The following is a 19,694-nucleotide window of genomic DNA, read 5'->3' as shown; positions in this document are numbered from 1 at the left end:
GGGGTCGGCGCCGACGTCCCGCCGAGGTCTTGCCGAGGTCTCGTCGGGTCCGCCGATCAAGACGTGCGGCGCACGGTGCCGGGGTGACGCGTGGGGTTTGTGAGTACGGCGCGGCGGCTCACCAGCCACATCCGTCACGTGCGCCGCACATCCGGACCGGCACCGCCGCAGGTCCGGTCGGTCGGCTGGTCGGCGGAGGGGGTCGGCGGAGGGGTCGGTGGAGCGGCTCGCCGCCGGTCAGGCGCGCCAGGCCTCGGCGACCGCCTCGAGGGACGCGACGCGACGCGCGCGGTCGATCGACGGCGTGACGAGCACGAGCTCGTCGACCTGCGCGCGCTGCTGCAGGTCGCGCAGGCGGGCGACGACGTCCGCGGCGGGGCCTGTGACCATGCGCTGGTCGGGCTCCTCCACCTGCCGTCGCGCACGGAAGGCGCTCGAGGCCGCGTACTCGCGCACGTCCTCGGGGCGGAGCGGCTCGCGGATGCCCCGCGCGAGGTTCTGCATCGTCAGCGACCAGCCCGCCTCGAACTCGAGGACCGCGTCGGCGTCGTCGCTCGCGAACGTGAGGACCGACATCGCGGACCACGGTGCGGCGCCGTCGGGGCCCGGCCGGAAGTCGCGGCGGTAGTCGCGCAGCACGCCGATCGCGAGCTCGGGGCTCATGTGGTGCGCGAAGACCGTGCGCAGCCCGTTGACCGCGGCGAACTGCGGGCCGTACGGGCTGGAGCCGAGCACGAACACGGGCGGCTGCTCGTCGACGACGGGCGCCGCGACGAGCCGCCGGTAGGGGTGGTCCTCGGGGAAGCCGTCGCCGAGGAACGCGAGCAGCTCGGCGACCTGACCGGGGAAGTCCGCGCCGACGTCGACCTGCAGCCCGCGCCGCAGCACGTGCGCGGTGAGCGGGTCGGTACCCGGCGCACGGCCGAGGCCGAGGTCGACGCGCCCGGGGTAGAGGCCGAGCAGCGTGCGGAACGTCTCCGCGACCTTGAACGGCGCGTGGTTGGGCAGCATGATCCCGGCGGCGCCGACGCGGAGCGTCGTGGTCCGCGCGGCGACCGCCGCGACGAGGATCTCCGGCGCGCTGCACGCGAGGCTCTGCATGTTGTGGTGCTCGGACACCCAGTAGCGGCGCAGCCCGGCCGCCTCGACGGCCTGCGCGACGCCGATCGCGCCCTCGAGTGCCGCGTGCGCGCTCTCGCCGTGCTCGATCCCGACGAAGTCGAGGACGCCGAGCGGGAGGGTCGCGTCCTCGGGCCCGGGGCGCGTCGCGGCCCCGGTGGCGGTCCGGGCGGGGGTCGGCTCGCCGGTCGGGGATGGTGTCATGGCGTCGGTCGGGGCAGGGGGCGTCTGGCTCACGTGGGGCCAACCCCGCGGGACCCACGGGGTGTTCCCGTGATCGGGCCGCCCGCGGTCCCGCGACCGTGGTCGGGCCGCGGGCCGTCCGGCGGTCGACGTCGGCGGCGGGCGGTCCGACCGCTCGCGTCCTGCGCGTGGCACGATGCGCGGCGTGCGCCTCCCCACGCGCGCTGCCGCGCTGCTCACCCCGCTCGCCGTCCTCGCCCTGCTCGGCGCGTGCGCCGCCGGGCCGGCGGAGCCCGAGGCGCCCGCTGCCAAGCCAGAGCGGACGGCCGCCGCCGAGCCGACGCCGACTCCCACACCCACGCCGACGCCCGAGCCGGCGCCGACCGAGGTCGGCGTGCCCGCCGAGCTGACGCCCGAGGGCGGCGAGCTCGACCTCGGCGCCGAGGCCGTCGTCCAGATCGGCTGGGGCCTCGACCCGGCGGGCGACGCCTACTACGACGCCCAGTTCGCGTCGCGCGTCGTCGGGGTGCGACCGGCGGACCCGGCGGCGCTCGCCGAGGTCGACATCAGCGGCTACGACCCCGCGACGCACGTCGCGTACTACGTCGACTCGGCGCACCGGCTGCTCTGGGCGCGCGGCAACCAGCCGCTCCTGAGCGTCTACGCGCCGACGCTCTACGGCTGGGACTCGACCGGCAGCCCCGCGTCCTCGCTGCTCGTGTTCGGCACGTTCCCGGGATGTCAGGGCGGCTCGTTCGAGGAGCCGACCGTGGGCGCCGAGATCACGTCGTGCGACATCGTCGCGGTGCCGCTGGGTGAGTCGGTCGGGTACGCCGGCGTGGTCGGCAACCCGCAGGTGAGCCAGGACGCGCACGCCGAGATCACGACGACGCCGCTGGTCTGGCGCACGAGCTGACGTCGTTCGCGGAGAGCAGACGGGGCGGGGGCGGCGTCGTCGGTGGGCGCTGCTAGCGTCCGAAGGCACCGCACCCGACGAGGAGCAGCCATGACCGTCACGGCACCGACCGCACCGCCGGAGCCGCTGCTGCGCCGGCTCGTCGGCGGCATCCTGCGCGAGCGGCGCGAGGCCCAGGGCCGCACGCTGCGCGACGTCGCCCGGGACGCCCGGGTCTCCGTCGCCTACCTGTCGGAGATCGAGCGCGGCCGCAAGGAGGCGTCGTCCGAGGTGCTCGTCGCGGTGTGCCGCGCCCTCGGCATGGGGATGGTCGACCTCCTCGGCGAGGCGTACGGCCTGCTCGCGCCGCAGGCCGTCGTGGTCGACCTCACCGCGCGCGCCGGTCACGACGGCCGGCCCGACACCGTCCTCTCGCTCACGTCCGTCGGGCGCACGCGCGAGGCGGGCGCCGCGCCGCGGAGCGCCGGCGTGGGGGGACCGACGACGTCGGGACCGGGGGCGGCACGGACGGCGGTCCTGCGCGTCGCCTGAGCGACGCGGGCCGACGGCCCGCCCGTCGCCGCGCCGGCCGCGGCCCGGACCGGTCGCGACCGCAAGGTCACGCGTCCCGGGGACACAGGCAGGGCAGAGGCGGCACACCTGCCGCCCTCGACCCTCCGGAGGACCCGTGCGACCCGATCACCGCCGCGCCGCCTCGGCCGCCGCCGTCGTGGCGTCGGTCGGCCTCCTCGCCGGGTGCGCGGGCGACGCCCGGCCCACGCCGGGCCCGGCCGCCGAGTACCGCGGCGTCGTGCTCGACGTCGCGCCGGGCGCCTTCACCGCGCTCGACGTCGCCGCGGCCCAGACCGAGTTCGGCCTCGACCTGCTGCACGCCCGCTGCGCCGAGGAGCCGGGCGAGAACCTGCTGGTCTCGCCGACGTCGGCCGCCCAGGCGCTCGGGATGCTCCAGCCGGCCGTGACGGGCACGACCGCCCAGGCCGTCGCCGACCTGCTGCACCTCCCCGCGTGGTCGGACGAGCTCGCCGCCGCGCTGCGCGACCACACCGCCGCGATCGACGCGCTCCGCGCCGGCGACGGCGCCGGCGGGGGCGACACGCTGCGCACGAGCAACCGCGTGTGGCCCGACCTCACCGTCGACCCGACGCAGGAGTACCTCGACGCGGTCGCGACCGCCTTCGACGCCGGCGTGGAGGCGCTCGACTACCGGCACGACGCGGAGGGCGCGACCGACCGGATCAACGCGTCCGTCGCGCAGGACACGGCCGGCCGCATCCCCGAGCTGTTCGCCGAGCCGCTCGAGCCCGCCACGCGGGTCGTCCTCACCAACGCCGTCCACCTCGACGCGGAGTGGGCGACCGCCTTCGACGACGCCGAGCCCGCGCCGTTCCGCGCCGCCGACGACACCCTCGTCGAGGTCGACATGATGAGCGGCGGGTCGGGCACGGCGACGGCGGACGACGGCTGGACGCGGGTCGAGCTGCCCTACCGTGACGGCACCCTCGCGGCCGTCGTCGTGCTCCCGCCCCGCGGCGTCGACCCGTGCACCGTGGACGCCGCGCGGCTCGACGCGCTCGCCGACGCGCCGCTCGCCACGCGCGCCGACGTCTCGATGCCCGCGCTGCGGATCACCCAGGGGCACGACCTGCTGCCCGCGCTCGAGGAGCTCGGCCTGCCGATCGCGCTGGACGCACCCGGCTTCGGCGCCGACGAGGCCCTCGCGATCGGCAGCGTCGTGCAGGAGACGTTCCTCGAGGTCGACGAGGAGGGCACCGAGGCGGCGGCCGCGACCGCCGTCGGGGTCGTGGCGGTCAGCGCCGAGGTCGTCGAGCCCGTCACGGTCGACCGGCCGTTCCTCCTCGTGCTCACGGACACCGCCACGCGCTCGCCGCTGTTCGTCGGCGTCGTGCAGGACCCGACGGCCTGACGCGCGCGCCTCGCGCCCTCAGCGCTTCATCGTCCCCACGACGTCGTCGACCAGGCCGTACTCGACGGCCTCGCGTGCCGTGAAGATGCGGTCCCGGTCCGTGTCGGCGCGCAGCTTCTCGACGCTGTGACCCGTGTGGCGCGAGAGGACCTGCTCCACCTCGGAGCGCAGGCGCAGCACCTCGCGCGCCTGGATCTCGAGGTCGGCCGCCGTGCCCTCGCCCCCGCCGGACGGCTGGTGCAGCAGCACCCGCGAGTGCTCGAGCGCGAACCGCTTGCCGCGCGTCCCCGCGGCGAGCAGCACCGCCGCGGCCGACGCCGCCTGACCCATGCAGAACGTGGAGACGTCGGGCCGGACGAACTGCATCGTGTCGTAGATCGCCATGAGCGCCGTGAGCGAGCCGCCGGGCGAGTTGATGTAGACGTTGATGTCGGCGTCCGGGTCGTCGGACTGCAGGTGCAGCAGCTGCGCGATGACGACGTTCGCGACGCCGTCGTCGATCTCGGTGCCGAGGAAGATGATCCGCTCCGAGAGCAGCCGGCTGAACACGTCCGACGTGCGCTCGCCCGTGGGCCGCCGCTCGACGACGTACGGGATCGTGTACGAGCTCATCCCAGCCCCACCTTCCGCAGCCCGCCCTCGGGCCGCACGTCCTCGAGGTCGACCACGACGCGGTCGACGAACCCGTACGCGAGCGCCTCGTCGGCGGTGAACCAGCGGTCCCGGTCGCTGTCCCGCTCGATGGTCGCGACGTCCTGGCCGGTGTGCTCCGCGATGAGGCCCTGCATGGTCCGCTTGGTGTGCGCCATGTTCTCGGCCTGGATCGCGATGTCGACGGCCGTGCCGCCGAGCCCGCCCGAGGGCTGGTGCATGAGCACGCGCGCGTGGCGCAGGATGAACCGCTTGCCGGGCGTCCCCGCGCTGAGCAGGAACTGCGCGGCGCTCGCCGCGAGGCCCATGCCGAGCGTCGCGACGTCGTTCGGGATGAGCCGCATCGTGTCGTAGACCGCGAGCGCCGCGCTCACGGAGCCGCCCGGGGAGTTGATGTAGAGCGCGATGTCCCGGCGCGGGTCCTCGGCCGAGAGCAGCAGCAGCTCGGCGCACAGGCGGTTGGCGATCTCGTCGTCGACCGGGCGGCCGAGCACGACGATGCGCTGGTGCAGCAGCCGGGCGGCGAGCTGGTCGTCGAAGCTGCCGGGCGGGGCGGTCGCGGTGTCCACGGGTCCTCCTGGGGCGGTGGTGGGAGCGGGTCGTGCTCCCACCGTCGCACCGGGTCGGCCGCCGGGGACCCGGCGTCTGCCCGCGGCGGATCTGCCGACGGCAGACCGCGGGCCGCGGCCCGCACGCGTCGTCAGCGCGGGCGGCTGTCCGGTCCCTCGAGGCCGACCTGCTGCGGCTCGAGGCTCGTCACGGTCGTGAGCAGGAACGCCGCGTCCTCGAGCGCCTCGACCCCGTGCCGCTCGTGCGTCAGCCGCGCGAGCTGACCCGCCGCGATCTCCTCGACGTCCTGACCCGTGATCCGCAGGCGCCCGGCGAGCACGAAGACGCTCGCGGCGTGCGGCGCGTTGTGCTCCCCGAGCACGGAGCCGGCCCGGAGCGCGATGACCGTCTGGCGCAGGACGCCGTCGTGCAGCACGAGCTCGGCGCTGCGGCCGTGCGCGGACGCCAGCGCCGCCGCGAGGTGCGAGCGCGTGAGGTCGGCGAGGTCGGGGAGATCGGTCACGTCGGGCACGAGGGTCCTCCTGTCGTCCGGGACCCCATCGTCCCGCCCGGCCAGGCCCACGGCCAGCCCATCCGGCCGCCCGTCGTCCCGCTCCGCTCGTGGGATCGCCGCGCGCGGGCGACCCTGGTGGGATGTTCCTCTTCTTCGGCACGCGCCAGCGACGCCGGTCGCTCGGCACCGGCGGGTTCCACTGCCCCTACTGCTACGAGCCGCGCCAGTACGAGCGGCTCGAGGAGCGCACGTGGTTCCACGTCTTCTGGGTCCCGCTGCTCCCGCTCGGCGCGGCGCACGAGACCGTGCGCTGCACGGTGTGCGGCGGCCAGTGGGCGCCCGCGGTCCTCGGCGCAGCTCAGTCGTGAGCGAGGTCGGGGCCTCGGGCGCGCGCGCCGCCCGTGGCGCCGGTGGGCGCGCGTGACGACCCCGCCCGCGATCCTCTGGCTGCGGCGCGACCTGCGCCTGCACGACCTGCCCGCGCTCGGGGCGGCGCACGACGCGGGTGGCGCGGTGCTGCCGGTCTTCGTCCTCGACCCGACGCTGCTCGCGTCGGCGGGCGACGTGCGGACCGCGTGCCTCGTCGACGCGCTCCGCGCGCTCGAGGAGCCCTACGACGGCGCAGTCGTCGTCCGGTCGGGTCGCCCCGAGGAGGTGCTGCCCGCCCTCGCCGCCGAGGTCGGCGCGACGTCGGTCCACGTCAGCGCCGAGCCGTCGCCCTACGGCCGGCGGCGCGACGCGCACGTCGGGGCAGCCCTCGCCGGGGCCGGCGTCGACCTCGTCGCGACCGGCAGCCCGTACGCCGTGACGCCCGGCCGCGTCCTCAAGGACGACGGCGACCCCTACCGCGTCTTCACGCCGTTCTCGCGGGCATGGCGCCGCCACGGCTGGCGCGCGCCCGCGACGACGCCGTCGGTCCGCTGGCACCGCGGGCCCGACTCCGAGCCGCTGCCGTCCCCGGACCTCACCGACGACGTCGCCCTGCCCGCGGTCGGCGAGGCGGCGGCGCACGAGCGGTGGCGGGCGTTCCTCGACGATGCGCTCGAGGACTACGCCGAGGGCCGCGACCGGCCTGCGGTCGACGGCACGTCGCAGCTGTCGGTCCAGCTCAAGTACGGGACCGTGCACCCCCGCACCCTGCTCGCCGACGTCGCCGCGCACCGCGCCGCGCGCTCGCGCGGCGCCGAGACCTTCGTCACCGAGCTGTGCTGGCGCGAGTTCTACGCCGACGTCCTGTGGCACCGGCCCGACGCCGCCTGGGCGGACCTGCGGCCCACGGCGCTCACCTACGCGCCGCTCGCGTGGCCGGACGCACCCGGCGCCGGGCGGTCCCGCGGGGCGTCGTCGGGCGCGGGGCGGTCGGGACGCGGGCCTGCACGTCCCTACGCCGCGGACGCGACCGACGAGGCGCTCGCCCGCGAGCGCTTCGACGCGTGGCGCGAGGGCCGCACGGGCTTCCCGTTCGTCGACGCCGGCATGCGTCAGCTGCGCCACGAGGGCTGGATGCACAACCGGGTCCGGATGGTCACCGCGAGCTTCCTCGTCAAGGACCTCCACGTGTGGTGGGGCCACGGCGCGCGCGTGTTCCTGGACCACCTGCGCGACGGCGACATGGCCTCCAACAGCCAGGGCTGGCAGTGGGTGGCGGGCACGGGCACCGACGCCGCGCCCTACTTCCGCGTCTTCAACCCGGTGAGCCAGGGCCGGAAGTTCGACCCCGACGGCGCCTACGTGCGCCGGTACGTGCCCGAGCTCGCGCACGTCGAGGGCGGGGCGGCGCACGAGCCGTGGCTGGTCGACGACGGCCTCGCGCACGGCTACCCCGAGCGCGTCGTCGACCACGCCGCGGAGCGCGCCGAGGCGCTGCGGCGCTACGAGGCGTCGCGCGGCTGACCCACCGTCCGGAGCCGGCCACCGCCGGCCGAGCGCGTCAGCGCCTCGGCCACGACCAGGGCGGACCCTCGAGGCGCCCCTGCCCGGCGACCGACGTCGTGCCGCCGGCGCGCTCGAGCTCGAGCAGGCCCGCGTGCTCGGACAGGGCCCGCACGAGAGGGCCCGAGTGGGTCACGACGACGACCTGCGAGCGCTCGGCGGCGTCGACCACGAGGGCCGCGAGCGCGGGCATGAGGCTCGGGTGCAGGCTCGCCTCGGGCTCGTTGAGGACGAGCAGCCCCGGCGGCCGAGGCGAGAGCAGCGCCGCGGCGAGCAGCAGGTAGCGCAGCGTGCCGTCCGAGAGCTCGCGCGCGCCCAGCGGACGGCGCAGCCCGGGCTGGTGCAGCAGGAGTCGGCAGACGCCGTCGCCGTCCTCGACGAGCTCCAGGCGCGAGCCGTCGAAGGCGTCGGCGACCGTCGCGCCGAGCACGTCGGCCACCCCGACCCGCTCGACCGTCAGCAGCGCTGCCGCGAGGTCGTCACCGTCGGCCGCGAGCACGGGGGTGTACGTCGCGACGCCCGGGCGGCGCGAGCCCGCCTCCGGGTCCGTGCGCAGGTGGTCGTAGAACCGCCAGCGCCGCGCCTGCTCCCGGATCGCGTAGAGCTCGGGCGTCTCGGTCGGGTCGGAGAGGGCGCCCATGAGCGACTCGTGGGCCGCGAGCTGCCAGCGCGCGGTGCGCCAGTCGCCGTCGTCGCCCCGCGTGCGGACCAGCGGCCCGCGCCGCTCGGCGACCAGGGTCGCCGGTCGCAGCACCGGCCCGGACCACACCGCCTCGACCTTGACCTCGGGGTCGAGGTGGAACGGGCCCAGCTGGGGCAGGCCGAGGTCGATGGCGTAGGACAGCTCGTCGCTCGCGAAGCCCAGGCGCATGGCGACCGGGGAGCCGTCGCGCGGGCCGGCGTGCAGCGCCGAGCGCATGCCGCCCTCCTGCGCCAGGGTCGAGATGGCACCCTCGCGGGCGAGGTCGGCGAGCAGGCGCAGCGCACGGTAGAAGCTCGTCTTGCCGCTGCCGTTCGCCCCCGTGACGACCGTCAGGCGCTCGAGCCCGACGACGACGTCGCGCAGCGAGCGGTACCCCTCGATCGCGACGGTCCGGATCATGGGGAGACGCTAGCCGCCCGGTCGGACGTCCTCGGGTTCGTCGTCCTGCGCGCCGCCGGGGTGGTCGTCCGCGGGGTCGTCGTCCGCGGCGTCGTCGGGCGCCGGGCCCTCGTCCGCGTGCGCGATGTGCGCGAGCTGGCGCCAGATGAGCACGACGAACACGGCCGACCCGACGAACGCGAACCAGAACGGCGCCGTCACCCCCCACCGCTGGGCGAGGAGCCCGCCGATCCCCGAGCCGACGACGAGGCCGCCGAAGACGCCGACGAGGTTGACGCTGCCCACGCGGCCCTGGAGCGCGGTCGGCACGGCGCGCTGGCGGACCGTGACCGACGTCGTTCCCCAGACGAAGGCGTGGGCGCCGAAGACGAAGAAGATCGGGAGGGCGACCGCGGGCGACGTCGTGAGCGCGAGGCCGAGGTGGGTCAGCGTCTCGACGACCAGACCGATCCGCATGAGGTCGCCGAGGCTCACGCGCCGCGTGATCCAGCCGTACGACGCCGTGCCGACGAGCCCGCCGACCGCGCTGACGGTCGTGAGCAGGCCGAAGCCGACCTCGGCGAGGCCGAGCCGCTGCGTCGCGTAGAGCACGAGCACCGACCACGCGGCGCCGAACGTGATGTTGAAGGTGAAGATCGTCAGGACGAGCGTGCGGACCGCGGCGTGGTGGCGGACCCACCGGAAGCCCTCGGCGATGTCGTGCCGCAGGTGCGTGGTCGCGGGCTCGCTGCGGTGCGGGGCGAGGGCGATCCGCGAGATGAGCACCGCGCCCAGGGCGACGAGCGCGGCCTGCGCGCCGAACGGGATCACCGTGCCCAGGGCGAACAGTGCGGCGCCGAGGGGCGGCCCGGCCAGCTGGTTGACCGTGATGAAGCCGGTCTGGAGCCGCGAGTTGCCGAGCGCGAGCTCGCCGCGCGGGACGAGCATCGGCAGCAGCGTCTGCGAGCTGTTGTCGGCGAACACCTCGGCCGTCCCCAGGAGGAACAGCGCGCCGAGCACGAGCGCGATCGTCGCGACGTCGGCCGCGAGCGCCGCGGCCAGCGCCACGAGCACGACGGTGCGCATGACGTCGGCCACGACGACGAGGCGGCGGCGGTCGAGCCGGTCGGAGAGCGCGCCCGCCCACAGGCCGAAGAGGAGCGGGGGCAGCCACTGGAAGGTCGCGGCCGCGGCGACCAGGAGGGGGTCGTCGGTGAGGGACGCGACGAGCAGGGGACCCGCCGCGATCGCGATGCCGTCCCCGAGGTTCGACAGCCAGGACGACGCGAGCAGGAGCCGGAAGCCGCGTCCGAGCCGCGCGGGGGCGACGATCTCGAGGAGGCGGCTCACAAGCGCGAGAGCCTACCCCGGTGCGTCAGCGCAGGTCACGGGCGTTTCGAGCGACGGGTCCGGGACGTAGGGCCCCCGGACCTTGGACCCGAGATCCAGGCTCGGCGATGGCCGAGAGTAATCACCAGAGGGCGGCAGTCGCCCCCGAGGACCACCGGACGCGAACTCCGGCCCCTCGTCTCCTGGGAAAGGTTCACGTCATGTCCACCACCGTCAGCACCAAGCCCGTCCGCCTCGTCGGCCTCGTGGCGATCATCGCCGGCGTCGCCCTGATCGTCGCCGGTGCGGCGACGTGGATCATGGTCCGCAGCCAGCTGGTCGCCGAGAACATCACCGTCGCCGAGGACGCCGCCATGTTCGGCGGGGAGCTCGTGGACGGCCCGCTGGACGCCTACTACCAGGCCGACATCATCAACCACCACGCGCTGGACGCCTCGGGCGGCAAGACCTACGCCGAGCTCGACCGCGAGGACCCCGTCCGCGCCACGATGATGAACGCCTCGTTCCTGCGCAGCTCGCTGTTCACCTCCGTCATCGCCTTCGGCGTCGCGGCCTTCGCCGCCGGCATGGGCCTGCTGTTCGTCCTCGTCGGCTGGGCCCTGCGCCTCGTCGCTCCGGCCGGCACGGTCATCGCCCCCGCCGAGAAGAACGTCCTGCAGAACGCCTGACACCGCAGGCCCGGAGCGCCCCCGCCCCGGATCGCACGGGCCCCGCACCTCGAGGTGCGGGGCCTTCGTGCTGCCCGGGGTCGCCGCGCGGGGCGGCGCGGGGGAGGATCGCAGCCATGGCCGACGCCACCCGCGAGCTGCCGATGTTCCCGCTCGGCTCCGTGCTGTTCCCCGGCATGCCGCTGCCGCTGCGGGTCTTCGAGCCGCGCTACGTCGCGATGCTCTCGTCGGTGCTCGGCGAGGAGGACCCCGAGTTCGGGGTGGTGCTCATCGAGCGGGGCTCGGAGGTCGGCGGTGGTGACGCGCGGTTCGGGTTCGGCACGGTGGCCCGCATCGCGTCGGTCCAGGTCGGTGACGACCTGATCGTGCTCCTCGCGACCGGCGGGGCCCGGTTCGAGGTCGTGCGCTGGCTGCAGGAGGACCCGTTCCCGCGCGCCGAGGTGCGCGAGCTCCCCCCGCTCCCGCTCGAGGCGGCCGACGTCCCCGCGCTCGACGAGGCCGAGGCCCTGGTGCGCAGCACGTTGGCCCGCGTGAGCGAGTTCGCGGAGCTGCCCTGGCCGCCCGACGTCGAGCTGTCCGGCGAGCCGGCGGAGCGCCTGTGGCAGGTCGCGGGCATCGCGCCCCTCGGCTCCCTCGACCAGCTGGCGCTGCTGCGGTCGGGCTCGGCGGCGGCGCTGCTCGCCCGGCTGGTCGAGGAGACCCAGGCCGCCGACGAGCGGTTCACGGTCGGGTGGTCGGGCGACGACGACCTCCCCGGGTGAGTCGCGCGCGAGCGGCTAGGGACCGACCTCGTCGGCGGGCGGCGCCTCGCCGGGCAGACCGCTGAGGTTCCAGGGCAGCACGCCGCCGAAGAGGACCACGCTCACGACGTCGCCGTCGGCGTCGAGACCGAGGTAGGTCGGGTAGACGCCGTCGCCCCAACCGGTCGAGAACAGCACCCCGTCGGCCTGGCCCTCGGTCGAGCGCACCAGGCACTCGTTCCACGTCGAGGAGTCGTCCTCGTCCGGGAAGAAGGCGCCGAACGACGCGTCGACCGCAGCCGCGGCGGCAGCGTCGTCCAGCTCCGTCGGCGTTGCACCGAGCGCCACGAACCCGCCGTCGCCCCCGTCGGTGACGATGCCCAGATCGGGCTCCGCGGCCCACCGCGCGGGCGGCGCGGGGTCGAGGCGGATCTCGACGAAGGCGACGCGTCGGCCGGAGCTCGGGCTGTCCAGCACGGCAAGGCTCACCGGCGCGGCCGGCACGGTGGTGTCGGCGACCTGGACCGTACGCAGCGGTCGACCGGTCGACGCCTCGTACCCGTTGCCCGCGCCGAGCACCCCGTCCCGCACGTCGAGCTCGGTGGCGGCCTCCACGACGACCCGGCCGTCGGGGATGACGTCCGCCCACCCGCCCGCCCGGGCGCGGTCCGACTCGTCGAGCGGGCTCGGGACGAGGTGGGTGCGGCTCGCGTCCGCCGGTGCACGGCCGCAGGGCGTGAAGGAGGGCACCCGTCCCGCGTGGCTCGACCCCACCGGCTCCGGGCTCGCCGCAGGGCCGGACGCTGGAGCGGCGGCGCCGGGATCCGGCGAGGGCGCGGAGCCGGTCGCGCATCCGGCGAGGGCGAGGAGCACGCTCGCGACCAGGACGGTCACAGGGGGCGACGACGACCGGAGCGTGAGCGACCTGAGCACGAGCAGAGTGTGGCAGGAGCCGCCGACCGTCCGGCGGCGGTGCGCAGGCCTCAGAGGTCGTCGAACTCCGTCACCCGCGTGCGCCAGTACTCCGCGCCGTCGCGCGTGCGCGTGACGAGGCCCGAGTCGACGAGCTCGCGCCGCAGGCCGACCGGGTCGCGTGCGAGGTCCGCGAGCCGGTCGGTGAGCTCACGCTCGGTGACGGGCTCGTCGAGCTCGAGGAGCCGCGACGCGACCCAGCGCACGAGCAGGTCGCGGTCGACGCGGCGTCGCGGGAGGCCTTCGACCCGGCCCTTCACGAGGAAGCGCTCCGCGGAGTCCGACGGCGTCGCCATCGGCCCAGCGTAGGCAGGCGCCCCGCGGCTCGCGGCCGTCCACGCCCGGACCGTCACAAACCGGACGCGCACGCCCTCGTTCCGGGTGCGGGCACCTGCCCGCGCCGAGCACCGAGGAGACGTCATGCGTGCAGACATCGAGCCGTCGCGGGCCAGGTTCCGCCGGCTGATCGCGGCGAACCCGAACCACTTCGGGACCCTCGGGGCCGCGAGCCTCGCGGGCAACCTCCCCGTCAACGAGGAGAAGCAGGGCGACACGTTCTACGAGGCGCTCGGCTGCGTCTCGTACAGCCCCGAGCGGGACCGCCTCGAGGCGACCGTCGTCATCAAGCGCTCCGCGGGCTACAGCGGCGGGCCGTGTACCCCGGGCTCGACCGAGTGGGTCCGCTTCTACGTCGACTTCGGCTCGGGCTGGGTCGACGCCGGCGCGGGCGCCGCACGCGCGTTCGACCTGCCCGCGGGTCGCGACTGCACCGGCGAGCCGGACCACCCGATCGTGCACGCGGTCGGCGTGGTGCTCACGCCCCTGCGCAAGTTCTGCCTCGTGCCGGTGCTGCCGCGCGTGCGCGCGATCCTCTCGTGGGAGCAGCAGCCGACCCCGGGCGACCCGGACTTCATCCCCGTGTGGGGCGAGGTCCAGGAGGACACGGTCCAGATCCGCCCGCGCCGGTTCTTCTTCCCCCACGACATCGTCGAAGTCCTCAAGCCGAAGCTCGAGATCGACCCGTCCGTGCTCGACGACCTCGTCGAGGCCGAGGGTCTGCCGATCCCGATGCCCGAGCCGGACCCGATCGGGCCCGTCGCGCTCAACCCGCAGCCGCTGCCGCCGCGCGTCTCCGTCACCACGCCGCGCTCGGCCCGGGTGCTCGCCCGCGCCTACGCGCCCGAGAAGCTCACGGCCCTCGCCGAGCGCGCGACGGACCGCAAGGTTGCGGAGCTCGCGCTCGACCCCGTGCCGCCGCACCGCTTCGCGGCGACCGAGGCCGCCGTCGCGATCTCGGGCGCGATGACCCCGTCCGCCCTCGCGCAGGCGTCGTTCACGTACAAGGAGCTCGGCATCGACTGGGGCGAGATCCTCGGCCAGCTCGAGGACGGCCAGGGCAACACGACGTACGAGGAGCTCGAGTGCGTCGGTCTCGACGCCGCCTCGGCGCAGCTCGTCGCCACGTACCGGGTCAAGCGGCCCACGGGCTTCTCCGGCCCGCCGTGCAGCGCGGGCTCGACCGAGTACGTCGCCTTCTGGGCCGACTTCGGCGACGACTGCCGCTACACCTACCTCGGCACCGTCGAGGTCGCGGCGCACGACTACATCACGATGCCGTCGTCGGGCTTGTCCTACGCCGCGCTGCTGCCGATCGAGCTCGACAGGTACCGCCGGCTCTGCACGGAGCCGGGGGTGCACCGCGTGCGCGCGGTCCTCTCATGGGGCTCGCCGCCGTCGACCACGGATCCCGACGCCGTGCCGCACTGGGGCAACCGCCTCGACACCCACGTCCACGTCCCGCCGGGCCGCCCGTACGACGGTGTCGCGCGCATGACGATCGTCGGTGGCGTCGCCACGCAGGAGATCCACCCCGGGACGGGCGTCACGCTCCCCGTCGCGCACCTCGCCTACACGGGCGCGGCGCTCGACCCGCGCGGCTGCCCCTTCGCCGGGCGGGTCACGGTCCACGGGCCGACGGACCCGGCGCTCGCCGGCTCGACCTACCGCCTCATGGTGCGGGACGTCACCGCGGGCGGCGCGCCCTCGCCGGTCACGACGCCGTTCTTCGTCGTGGACAGCGGTGGCTTCGGGTCCTGGGTGACGCCGGGCGGCGGCGGCTGGACGACGTGGCCGGTGTGGAGCGCCAACACGCTCGGCACGCTCGGCTACGTCGACACGAGCGGCGACGACCTCTGGGAGGTCACCCTCGAGGTCGGCGGCCCGGGCGCGGTGGACTCACAGCGCGTCCAGCTCGACAACACGCTCAACGCCGCGTCGGTCGACCCGGCCAACGCCGCGCACCTGGAGTTCGACCCGGCCCAGATCGCGCAGCAGGGCTGCGGGAAGTTCACGCAGGGCATGGTCGTCCTGGGCACGTTCGACGCCCGCGACGAGTGGTTCGGCAGCTGGGGCTTCAGCCTGCTGCCGACGGCGCTGCCGACGGGTGCGCTGACGACGTCGGTCCCGCTGAGCACGTCCGAGGCGCCGGTCGGCTCGACGTGGCAGCTCGACACGAGCGCACTGAAGCCGTGCGGCTACGTGCTGCGGCTCGGCGTGTCCGACCGGGCCGTCGTGAACTCGACCTGGACGGGGCGGACCGTCGCGGTCGACGTCGGGTTCTGCATCGAGTGAGGCGTCGCGCGCGGTCGGGGGGTCGCGCGCGACCCGGGGGCGACGGGTCTTCGCGGACGCACACCGCGGGGGCCCGTCGCCCTCGTCCGGCGGCGGTGCCGTGCCGACCGCCTGCCGCGCTCAGTGGGCGAGGTCCTGCAGCACCTGGGCGACGGTCCGGACCGCCGTGGTGACGAACCCCGGGTTCGTCACGCGGTAGTAGGGGATGATCAGCGCCGCCTGGTGCAGCGCGTAGCCGCGCGCCCGCGCCCACGTCGCGTCGTCGACGTCGAGCGCGCGCCGGTACGCCGCACGGCCGTCGGGTCCGAGGACGCTCCACGCCGGCACGACGTCGGCTGCCGGGTCGCCGACCCCGACGGCGCCGAAGTCCAGCACGGCCGCGAGGCGGCCGTCGCGGACGAGCAGGTTGGGCCGCAGCAGGTCGGTGTGGACCCAGACAGGCTCGCCGTCCCAGGCGGGCGCCTCGAGCGCGAGGTCCCACGCCTCGCGGGCCGCGGCGACGTCGACGTGGGCGCTCCGGGTGCCGGCGTCGGCGCGCGTCCCGCTGTCGTCGGCGTGGGCGACCTCCGGACGCGCGCCCGCCGTCGCGGCGATCTCGTCGAGCGCGCCGCGGGTCGGCGCATCGAGCTCGCGCAGCGGGCGGCGGCCGGTGCGCGGCGCGTCAGGCACGACGTCGTGCGTGCGCAGCGCCCGCACGAACGCGGCGAGGTCGTGCGCGGCCGTGACCTCGTCCGCGACCGAGCCGTCGTCGTACGTCGCGCCCTCGATCCAGCGGTAGACCGCCCACCGGTGGGGGTAGCCGTCGTCGGGCCTGCCGACGGCGACCGGCTCGGGGACGGCGAGCGGCAGGCGTGCGGCGAGCACGGGCAGCCAGCGGGTCTCGCGGTCGAGGGCGTCCTGCCAGTGCGCGAGCCGGGGCAGCCGGACGCACAGGTGGTCGCCGAGCCGGTAGACGGCGTTGACCGTCCCGGTCGAGCGCACCTCGCGGACGGGCAGGCCCGCGAGCGCGGGCAGCTGTGAGGCGAGGAGCCGGCGCACGACGTCGGCGTCGACCGGGACCTCGCCCTCGTGCATCGTCACGCGGGCGAGCCTGCCGCGGCCGCCGCCGCGTGTCCCCCCGATTCCGCGCCGGCCCCGCCGGCGCCCCTCAGCCGAGGCGGTCGAGGAGGCCGAGCGAGCGCTTGAGGACGAGCGCGGTCGCGTCGGCGTCGTACGACGGCAGCGAGCTGTCGGTGAAGAGGTGCGCGTCGCCCGGGTAGACGAAGAGCTCGGCCAGGTCGGGTCCGACGGCCGCGACGATCTCGCGCGCCGCGTCGATGTCGCCCTCGAGCGCGAAGAACGGGTCGCCGTCCATGCCGTGGACCTGCACGTGGACGCCGTCGAGCCACGGGCCGATCGCCCAGTCGCCCGTGATCGGCAGGCAGGACTCGTAAAGCAGGGCGGCCTGGGCGCCGGCGCGCGTCTGGGCGTACCGCTGCGCCGTGGCGCCGCCCCACGAGAAGCCGGCGAACACCGTCGCGTCCGGGTGGGCGGAGACGGCCTCGTCGGCGCGCGCGGCGAGCGCCTCCTCACCCGCGCCCTGGACGTAGGCGACGCCCTCGTCGATCGTCGCGGGTCGAGCGCCCTCGAAGAGGTCGGGCGTGTGGACCGTGTGCCCGCCCACCCCCAGCCGCTCGGCGAACTCGCGGACCCCGTCCGTGAGGCCCTGCACGTGGTGGAAGAGGACGATCTCGGCCATCGCTGCGCTCCGTGGTGTCGGCATCGTCGTGCGGACGTACGGCCAACGTAGAGCGCCGCGCCGACACGGTCGATCGCCGGCTCCTGCTCCCACGCGCCGGTACGGCCGTCGGGCACCCGGCGGCGTGGACCGCGCACCCGGGTAGGGTCCGTGCGTGCTGTCCACGGCCCTCGTCGAACGCCCCTGGCTGACGACGGCGGCGCTGCTCGCCCTCGTCGTCCTGGGCCCGGTCGTCGGAGCGTGGCTCGCCCCGAGGCCGCGCGTCACGCGGTTGCTGCTGGCACTGGCGCTCGTCGCCGTCGCGGCGCTCACGCTCGTCCCGACCGGTCGGGAGCTCGCCGTCGGCTGCGCGGTCGAGTGGGCGGTCCCCACGCTCGGCGCGGTCGAGGTCATGGCCAACGTCGTCCTCTTCGTCCCCGTGGCGCTGCTCGCGGGCGTCCTGACCCGGCGTCCGCTCGTCGTCCTGCTCGCCGCGAGCGGGGCGTCCCTGCTCCTCGAGGTGCTCCAGGCGTTCGCGACGGGTCTCGGACGGAGCTGCTCGACGAACGACTGGCTCGCCAACACCCTCGGCGCGCTGCTCGGCACGGTGCTCGCGGCGGTGGCGCTACGCCTCGCGCGTCCGGCGCTCAGGGCCGCTCGGCCGTGAGGTCCGCCTGGATCTTCTCGATGACGGTCCCGAGCACCCCGGACGCCAGCAGCCCGGACCCGAGCGGACCCGCCGAGTCCTGGCCGAGCAGGGGCAGCCGCTGCAGCGCCGCGCGGGTCGCCGGTGTCATGCGGTGCAGCTGCCAGCGGATCTCGTCGTCGACGGCGCTCGCGCGATCGGGATGCGCGAGGCCGGCGGCCTTGGCGGCGTAGGCCGCCGCCCCCAGCGCGTGCGCGCCCATGTGGGCGACGCCGACGGCCTGCGCCGCCGCCCTGGCTGCGGCCACCGCCGCGGACGAGCTGACCGCGTTGGCAGCACGGCCGGCGACGAAGCGCTGACGGATCTCGTCGGCCGCACGCAGCTCGCCGCGGCTGAACGCGCGGGCGCGGGCGATCGCGTCCCGCGGACGGTCGTCGTCGGGCGCCTCGACCTCGAACAGCGGCAGGACGCGCTCGGCGCAGTCCGCCGCCCACGCGGCGACGGTCCGCCGGTCGTCCTCGCTGAGCGCCTGGGGCGAGACCACACCGACCTCCTTCTCGAGCGGACTGCGGATCCGTAGAGCCGGGGCGACAGCCGTCGGGCGGCCGGCCCCGGACCCGCTACATCCCCACGGGTGCCATGTCGACGAACCGCGCGTACTGGCCCTGGAACGCGACGACGATGGTGTCCGTGGGGCCGTTGCGGTGCTTGGCGACGATGAGGTCGGCCTCGCCCGCGCGCGGCGACTCGCGCTCGTAGGCGTCCTCGCGGTGGAGCAGGATGACGATGTCGGCGTCCTGCTCGATCGACCCGGACTCACGCAGGTCGCTCATCTGCGGCCGCTTGTCGGTGCGCTGCTCGGCGCCACGGTTGAGCTGCGAGATCGCGATGACCGGCACCTCGAGCTCCTTGGCGAGCAGCTTGAGCGCGCGCGAGAACTCCGAGACCTCCTGCTGGCGGGACTCGACGCGCTTGCCCGAGCTCATGAGCTGCAGGTAGTCGATGACGACGAGCTTGAGGTTGTGGCGCTGCTTGAGCCGCCGGCACTTGGCCCGGATCTCCATGAGCGACATGTTGGGCGAGTCGTCGATGAACAGCGGCGCCTGCGACATGCGGCCCATGGTCGACGCGAGCTTCTGCCAGTCGTCGTCGCGCATGGTGCCCTTGCGCATGTTCTGCAGGGGCACGCGCGCCTCGGCGGCGAGCATGCGCATGGTGATCTCGTTGCGGCTCATCTCGAGCGAGAAGATCACCGACGTCATCTGGTGCTTGATCGACGCCGACCGCACGATGTCGATCCCGAGCGTCGACTTGCCGATGGCGGGTCGCGCCGCGAGGACGATCATCTGGCCGGGATGCAGGCCGTTCGTGAGCTTGTCGAGCTCGATGAAGCCGGTCGGCACGCCGACCATGCCGTCGCCGCGGCTGCCCGCGGCCTCGATCTCCTCCATCGTCCCGTTGATGATGTCGGCGATCGGGAGGTAGTCCTCGCTGGTCCGCTGCTCCGTGACCGCGTACACCTCGGCCTGCGCGTTGTTGACGATGTCGTCGACGTCGCCGCCGTCGGTCGCGTAACCGAGCTGGACGATGCGCGTGCCCGCCTCGACGAGCCGGCGCAGCACCGCGCGCTCGCGGACGATGCGCGCGTAGTAGCCCGCGTTGGCCGCCGTGGGCACCATCGAGATCAGCGTGTGCAGGTAGGGCGCGCCGCCGATGCGCGAGATCTCGCCGCGCTTGGTGAGCTCGGCGGCGACCGTGACGGCGTCGGCCGGCTCGCCGCGGCCGTAGAGGTCGAGGATCGCGTCGTACACCAGCTCGTGCGCCGGGCGGTAGAAGTCGACGCCCTTGAGCTGCTCGATGACGTCGGCGATCGCGTCCTTGCTGAGCATCATGCCGCCGAGCACGCTCTGCTCCGCCGGGATGTCCTGCGGAGGCGTCCGGTCGAACCCGGGGTTGCCCGAGGGCGCTCCCCGCAGCCCCTGCTCGAGCTCGTCGATGCTCACCCGGGTCCACCACTCCCTGACTCCAGGGCTGCATGCCGCAGCCGTCGGCCTTCGCGTACGTGTCGAACTGACGTTCTATCGCACGCCGCCGACACCCG

Annotated in this window: 21 protein-coding genes; 9 read left to right on the top strand and 12 right to left on the bottom strand. The window is 75.3% G+C overall.

Going from position 1 to position 19,694, the window contains the following annotated elements; translation table 11 throughout:
- Nucleotides 1-237 precede the first annotated feature (237 nt).
- The gene (locus JIG38_RS15760; RefSeq protein WP_199424768.1) at nt 238-1,323 is read right to left on the bottom strand and encodes an LLM class flavin-dependent oxidoreductase; all 1,086 of its coding nucleotides are present in this window, start codon (nt 1,321-1,323) and stop codon (nt 238-240) included.
- Nucleotides 1,324-1,507: 184 nt separating this feature from the next.
- On the opposite strand from JIG38_RS15760, the gene JIG38_RS15755 reads away from it, so the two are divergent.
- The 3 genes from JIG38_RS15755 (at nt 1,508) to JIG38_RS15745 (ending at nt 4,142) form a co-directional block, all read left to right on the top strand.
- Entirely contained in the window at nt 1,508-2,218 is a 711-nt protein-coding gene (locus JIG38_RS15755) for a hypothetical protein (protein WP_199424767.1), read from the top strand.
- A gap of 90 nt (nt 2,219-2,308) precedes the next feature.
- Nucleotides 2,309-2,749, top strand: a complete 441-nt coding sequence (locus JIG38_RS15750; protein WP_199424766.1) for a helix-turn-helix domain-containing protein — start codon at nt 2,309-2,311, stop codon at nt 2,747-2,749.
- A 136-nt stretch (nt 2,750-2,885) separates the two neighbouring features.
- Nucleotides 2,886-4,142: a serpin family protein gene (locus JIG38_RS15745; protein ID WP_199424765.1), complete on the top strand. Its 1,257-nt coding sequence runs from the start codon at nt 2,886-2,888 to the stop codon at nt 4,140-4,142.
- An 18-nt stretch (nt 4,143-4,160) separates the two neighbouring features.
- Here JIG38_RS15745 and JIG38_RS15740 read toward each other — a convergent pair whose 3' ends face one another.
- The 3 genes from JIG38_RS15740 to JIG38_RS15730 all read right to left on the bottom strand — a co-directional run bounded on the left by JIG38_RS15740 (nt 4,161) and on the right by JIG38_RS15730 (nt 5,874).
- Complete coding sequence (locus JIG38_RS15740) at nt 4,161-4,754, bottom strand: ClpP family protease (protein WP_199424764.1); 594 nt, start codon at nt 4,752-4,754, stop codon at nt 4,161-4,163.
- Nucleotides 4,751-5,362: a ClpP family protease gene (locus JIG38_RS15735; protein ID WP_199424763.1), complete on the bottom strand. Its 612-nt coding sequence runs from the start codon at nt 5,360-5,362 to the stop codon at nt 4,751-4,753. The genes JIG38_RS15740 and JIG38_RS15735 overlap by 4 nt, the downstream gene beginning before the upstream one ends.
- A 131-nt stretch (nt 5,363-5,493) precedes the next feature.
- Complete coding sequence (locus JIG38_RS15730; RefSeq protein WP_372419902.1) at nt 5,494-5,874, bottom strand: cupin domain-containing protein; 381 nt, start codon at nt 5,872-5,874, stop codon at nt 5,494-5,496.
- 122 nt (nt 5,875-5,996) lie between these two features.
- Here JIG38_RS15730 and JIG38_RS15725 point away from each other — a divergent pair, with 122 nt between their 5' ends.
- Both JIG38_RS15725 and JIG38_RS15720 read left to right on the top strand, forming a co-directional pair.
- Complete coding sequence (locus tag JIG38_RS15725; RefSeq protein ID WP_199424762.1) at nt 5,997-6,224, top strand: zinc ribbon domain-containing protein; 228 nt, start codon at nt 5,997-5,999, stop codon at nt 6,222-6,224.
- 52 nt (nt 6,225-6,276) lie between these two features.
- Nucleotides 6,277-7,749: a cryptochrome/photolyase family protein gene (locus JIG38_RS15720; RefSeq protein WP_199424761.1), complete on the top strand. Its 1,473-nt coding sequence runs from the start codon at nt 6,277-6,279 to the stop codon at nt 7,747-7,749.
- 37 nt (nt 7,750-7,786) lie between these two features.
- Here JIG38_RS15720 and JIG38_RS15715 read toward each other — a convergent pair whose 3' ends face one another.
- Nucleotides 7,787-8,890: an AAA family ATPase gene (locus JIG38_RS15715; protein ID WP_199424760.1), complete on the bottom strand. Its 1,104-nt coding sequence runs from the start codon at nt 8,888-8,890 to the stop codon at nt 7,787-7,789.
- A 9-nt stretch (nt 8,891-8,899) separates the two neighbouring features.
- Nucleotides 8,900-10,219 carry an MFS transporter gene (locus tag JIG38_RS15710; RefSeq protein WP_199424759.1) on the bottom strand — a complete coding sequence of 440 codons (1,320 nt, stop codon included), beginning with the start codon at nt 10,217-10,219 and terminating at the stop codon, nt 8,900-8,902.
- Between the two features lie 200 nt (nt 10,220-10,419).
- Here JIG38_RS15710 and JIG38_RS15705 point away from each other — a divergent pair, with 200 nt between their 5' ends.
- Both JIG38_RS15705 and JIG38_RS15700 read left to right on the top strand, forming a co-directional pair.
- Entirely contained in the window at nt 10,420-10,887 is a 468-nt protein-coding gene (locus tag JIG38_RS15705; protein WP_199424758.1) for an aromatic ring-opening dioxygenase LigA, read from the top strand.
- Nucleotides 10,888-11,003: 116 nt separating this feature from the next.
- Nucleotides 11,004-11,648 (top strand): LON peptidase substrate-binding domain-containing protein, encoded by a 645-nt coding sequence (locus JIG38_RS15700; RefSeq protein WP_233405108.1) that lies wholly within the window; start codon nt 11,004-11,006, stop codon nt 11,646-11,648.
- 15 nt (nt 11,649-11,663) lie between these two features.
- Here JIG38_RS15700 and JIG38_RS20360 read toward each other — a convergent pair whose 3' ends face one another.
- Together JIG38_RS20360 and JIG38_RS15690 are read right to left on the bottom strand one after the other, a co-directional pair.
- The gene (locus JIG38_RS20360; RefSeq protein ID WP_199424757.1) at nt 11,664-12,377 is read right to left on the bottom strand and encodes a DUF4241 domain-containing protein; all 714 of its coding nucleotides are present in this window, start codon (nt 12,375-12,377) and stop codon (nt 11,664-11,666) included.
- Nucleotides 12,378-12,610: 233 nt separating this feature from the next.
- Nucleotides 12,611-12,895 carry a DUF2087 domain-containing protein gene (locus JIG38_RS15690; RefSeq protein ID WP_199424756.1) on the bottom strand — a complete coding sequence of 95 codons (285 nt, stop codon included), beginning with the start codon at nt 12,893-12,895 and terminating at the stop codon, nt 12,611-12,613.
- Between the two features lie 124 nt (nt 12,896-13,019).
- Between JIG38_RS15690 and JIG38_RS15685 the strand changes: the two genes are divergently transcribed.
- Nucleotides 13,020-15,230 carry a hypothetical protein gene (locus JIG38_RS15685; protein ID WP_199424755.1) on the top strand — a complete coding sequence of 737 codons (2,211 nt, stop codon included), beginning with the start codon at nt 13,020-13,022 and terminating at the stop codon, nt 15,228-15,230.
- 120 nt (nt 15,231-15,350) lie between these two features.
- Here the strand turns inward: JIG38_RS15685 and JIG38_RS15680 are convergent, their stop codons facing one another.
- Both JIG38_RS15680 and JIG38_RS15675 read right to left on the bottom strand, forming a co-directional pair.
- Nucleotides 15,351-16,304, bottom strand: a complete 954-nt coding sequence (locus JIG38_RS15680; RefSeq protein WP_233405131.1) for an aminoglycoside phosphotransferase family protein — start codon at nt 16,302-16,304, stop codon at nt 15,351-15,353.
- A gap of 73 nt (nt 16,305-16,377) precedes the next feature.
- A complete protein-coding gene (locus tag JIG38_RS15675) occupies nt 16,378-16,968 on the bottom strand; it encodes a dienelactone hydrolase family protein (RefSeq protein WP_233405107.1) in 591 nt (196 codons plus the stop codon).
- A 154-nt stretch (nt 16,969-17,122) separates the two neighbouring features.
- Between JIG38_RS15675 and JIG38_RS15670 the strand changes: the two genes are divergently transcribed.
- Entirely contained in the window at nt 17,123-17,614 is a 492-nt protein-coding gene (locus JIG38_RS15670) for a VanZ family protein (protein ID WP_199424752.1), read from the top strand.
- Here JIG38_RS15670 and JIG38_RS15665 read toward each other — a convergent pair.
- Both JIG38_RS15665 and dnaB read right to left on the bottom strand, forming a co-directional pair.
- The gene (locus JIG38_RS15665; RefSeq protein WP_199424751.1) at nt 17,595-18,137 is read right to left on the bottom strand and encodes a putative immunity protein; all 543 of its coding nucleotides are present in this window, start codon (nt 18,135-18,137) and stop codon (nt 17,595-17,597) included. The two genes, JIG38_RS15670 and JIG38_RS15665, sit on opposite strands and share 20 nt — an antisense overlap.
- Before the next feature lie 76 nt (nt 18,138-18,213).
- Nucleotides 18,214-19,596, bottom strand: a complete 1,383-nt coding sequence (gene dnaB / locus JIG38_RS15660; protein ID WP_199424750.1) for a replicative DNA helicase — start codon at nt 19,594-19,596, stop codon at nt 18,214-18,216.
- Nucleotides 19,597-19,694 lie beyond the last annotated feature (98 nt).

Source organism: Actinotalea solisilvae, from assembly GCF_016464425.1.
Classification (GTDB): Bacteria; Actinomycetota; Actinomycetes; order Actinomycetales; family Cellulomonadaceae; genus Actinotalea; species Actinotalea solisilvae.
This window is presented reverse-complemented; position numbering and strand designations above follow the sequence as displayed.

What these genes read in the sequence shown, in the direction of transcription:
- JIG38_RS15750 (WP_199424766.1), top strand. Translation starts at nt 2,309, where the DNA reads ATGACCGTCACGGCACCGACCGCACCGCCGGAGCCGCTGCTGCGCCGG.
- JIG38_RS15685 (WP_199424755.1), top strand. Translation starts at nt 13,020, where the DNA reads ATGCGTGCAGACATCGAGCCGTCGCGGGCCAGGTTCCGCCGGCTGATC.
- JIG38_RS15760 (WP_199424768.1), bottom strand. Translation starts at nt 1,323, where the DNA reads ATGACACCATCCCCGACCGGCGAGCCGACCCCCGCCCGGACCGCCACC.
- JIG38_RS15715 (WP_199424760.1), bottom strand. Translation starts at nt 8,890, where the DNA reads ATGATCCGGACCGTCGCGATCGAGGGGTACCGCTCGCTGCGCGACGTC.
- JIG38_RS15690 (WP_199424756.1), bottom strand. Translation starts at nt 12,895, where the DNA reads ATGGCGACGCCGTCGGACTCCGCGGAGCGCTTCCTCGTGAAGGGCCGG.
- JIG38_RS15680 (WP_233405131.1), bottom strand. Translation starts at nt 16,304, where the DNA reads ATGCACGAGGGCGAGGTCCCGGTCGACGCCGACGTCGTGCGCCGGCTC.
- JIG38_RS15700 (WP_233405108.1), top strand. Translation starts at nt 11,004, where the DNA reads ATGGCCGACGCCACCCGCGAGCTGCCGATGTTCCCGCTCGGCTCCGTG.
- JIG38_RS15740 (WP_199424764.1), bottom strand. Translation starts at nt 4,754, where the DNA reads ATGAGCTCGTACACGATCCCGTACGTCGTCGAGCGGCGGCCCACGGGC.
- JIG38_RS15675 (WP_233405107.1), bottom strand. Translation starts at nt 16,968, where the DNA reads ATGGCCGAGATCGTCCTCTTCCACCACGTGCAGGGCCTCACGGACGGG.
- JIG38_RS15705 (WP_199424758.1), top strand. Translation starts at nt 10,420, where the DNA reads ATGTCCACCACCGTCAGCACCAAGCCCGTCCGCCTCGTCGGCCTCGTG.
- JIG38_RS15725 (WP_199424762.1), top strand. Translation starts at nt 5,997, where the DNA reads ATGTTCCTCTTCTTCGGCACGCGCCAGCGACGCCGGTCGCTCGGCACC.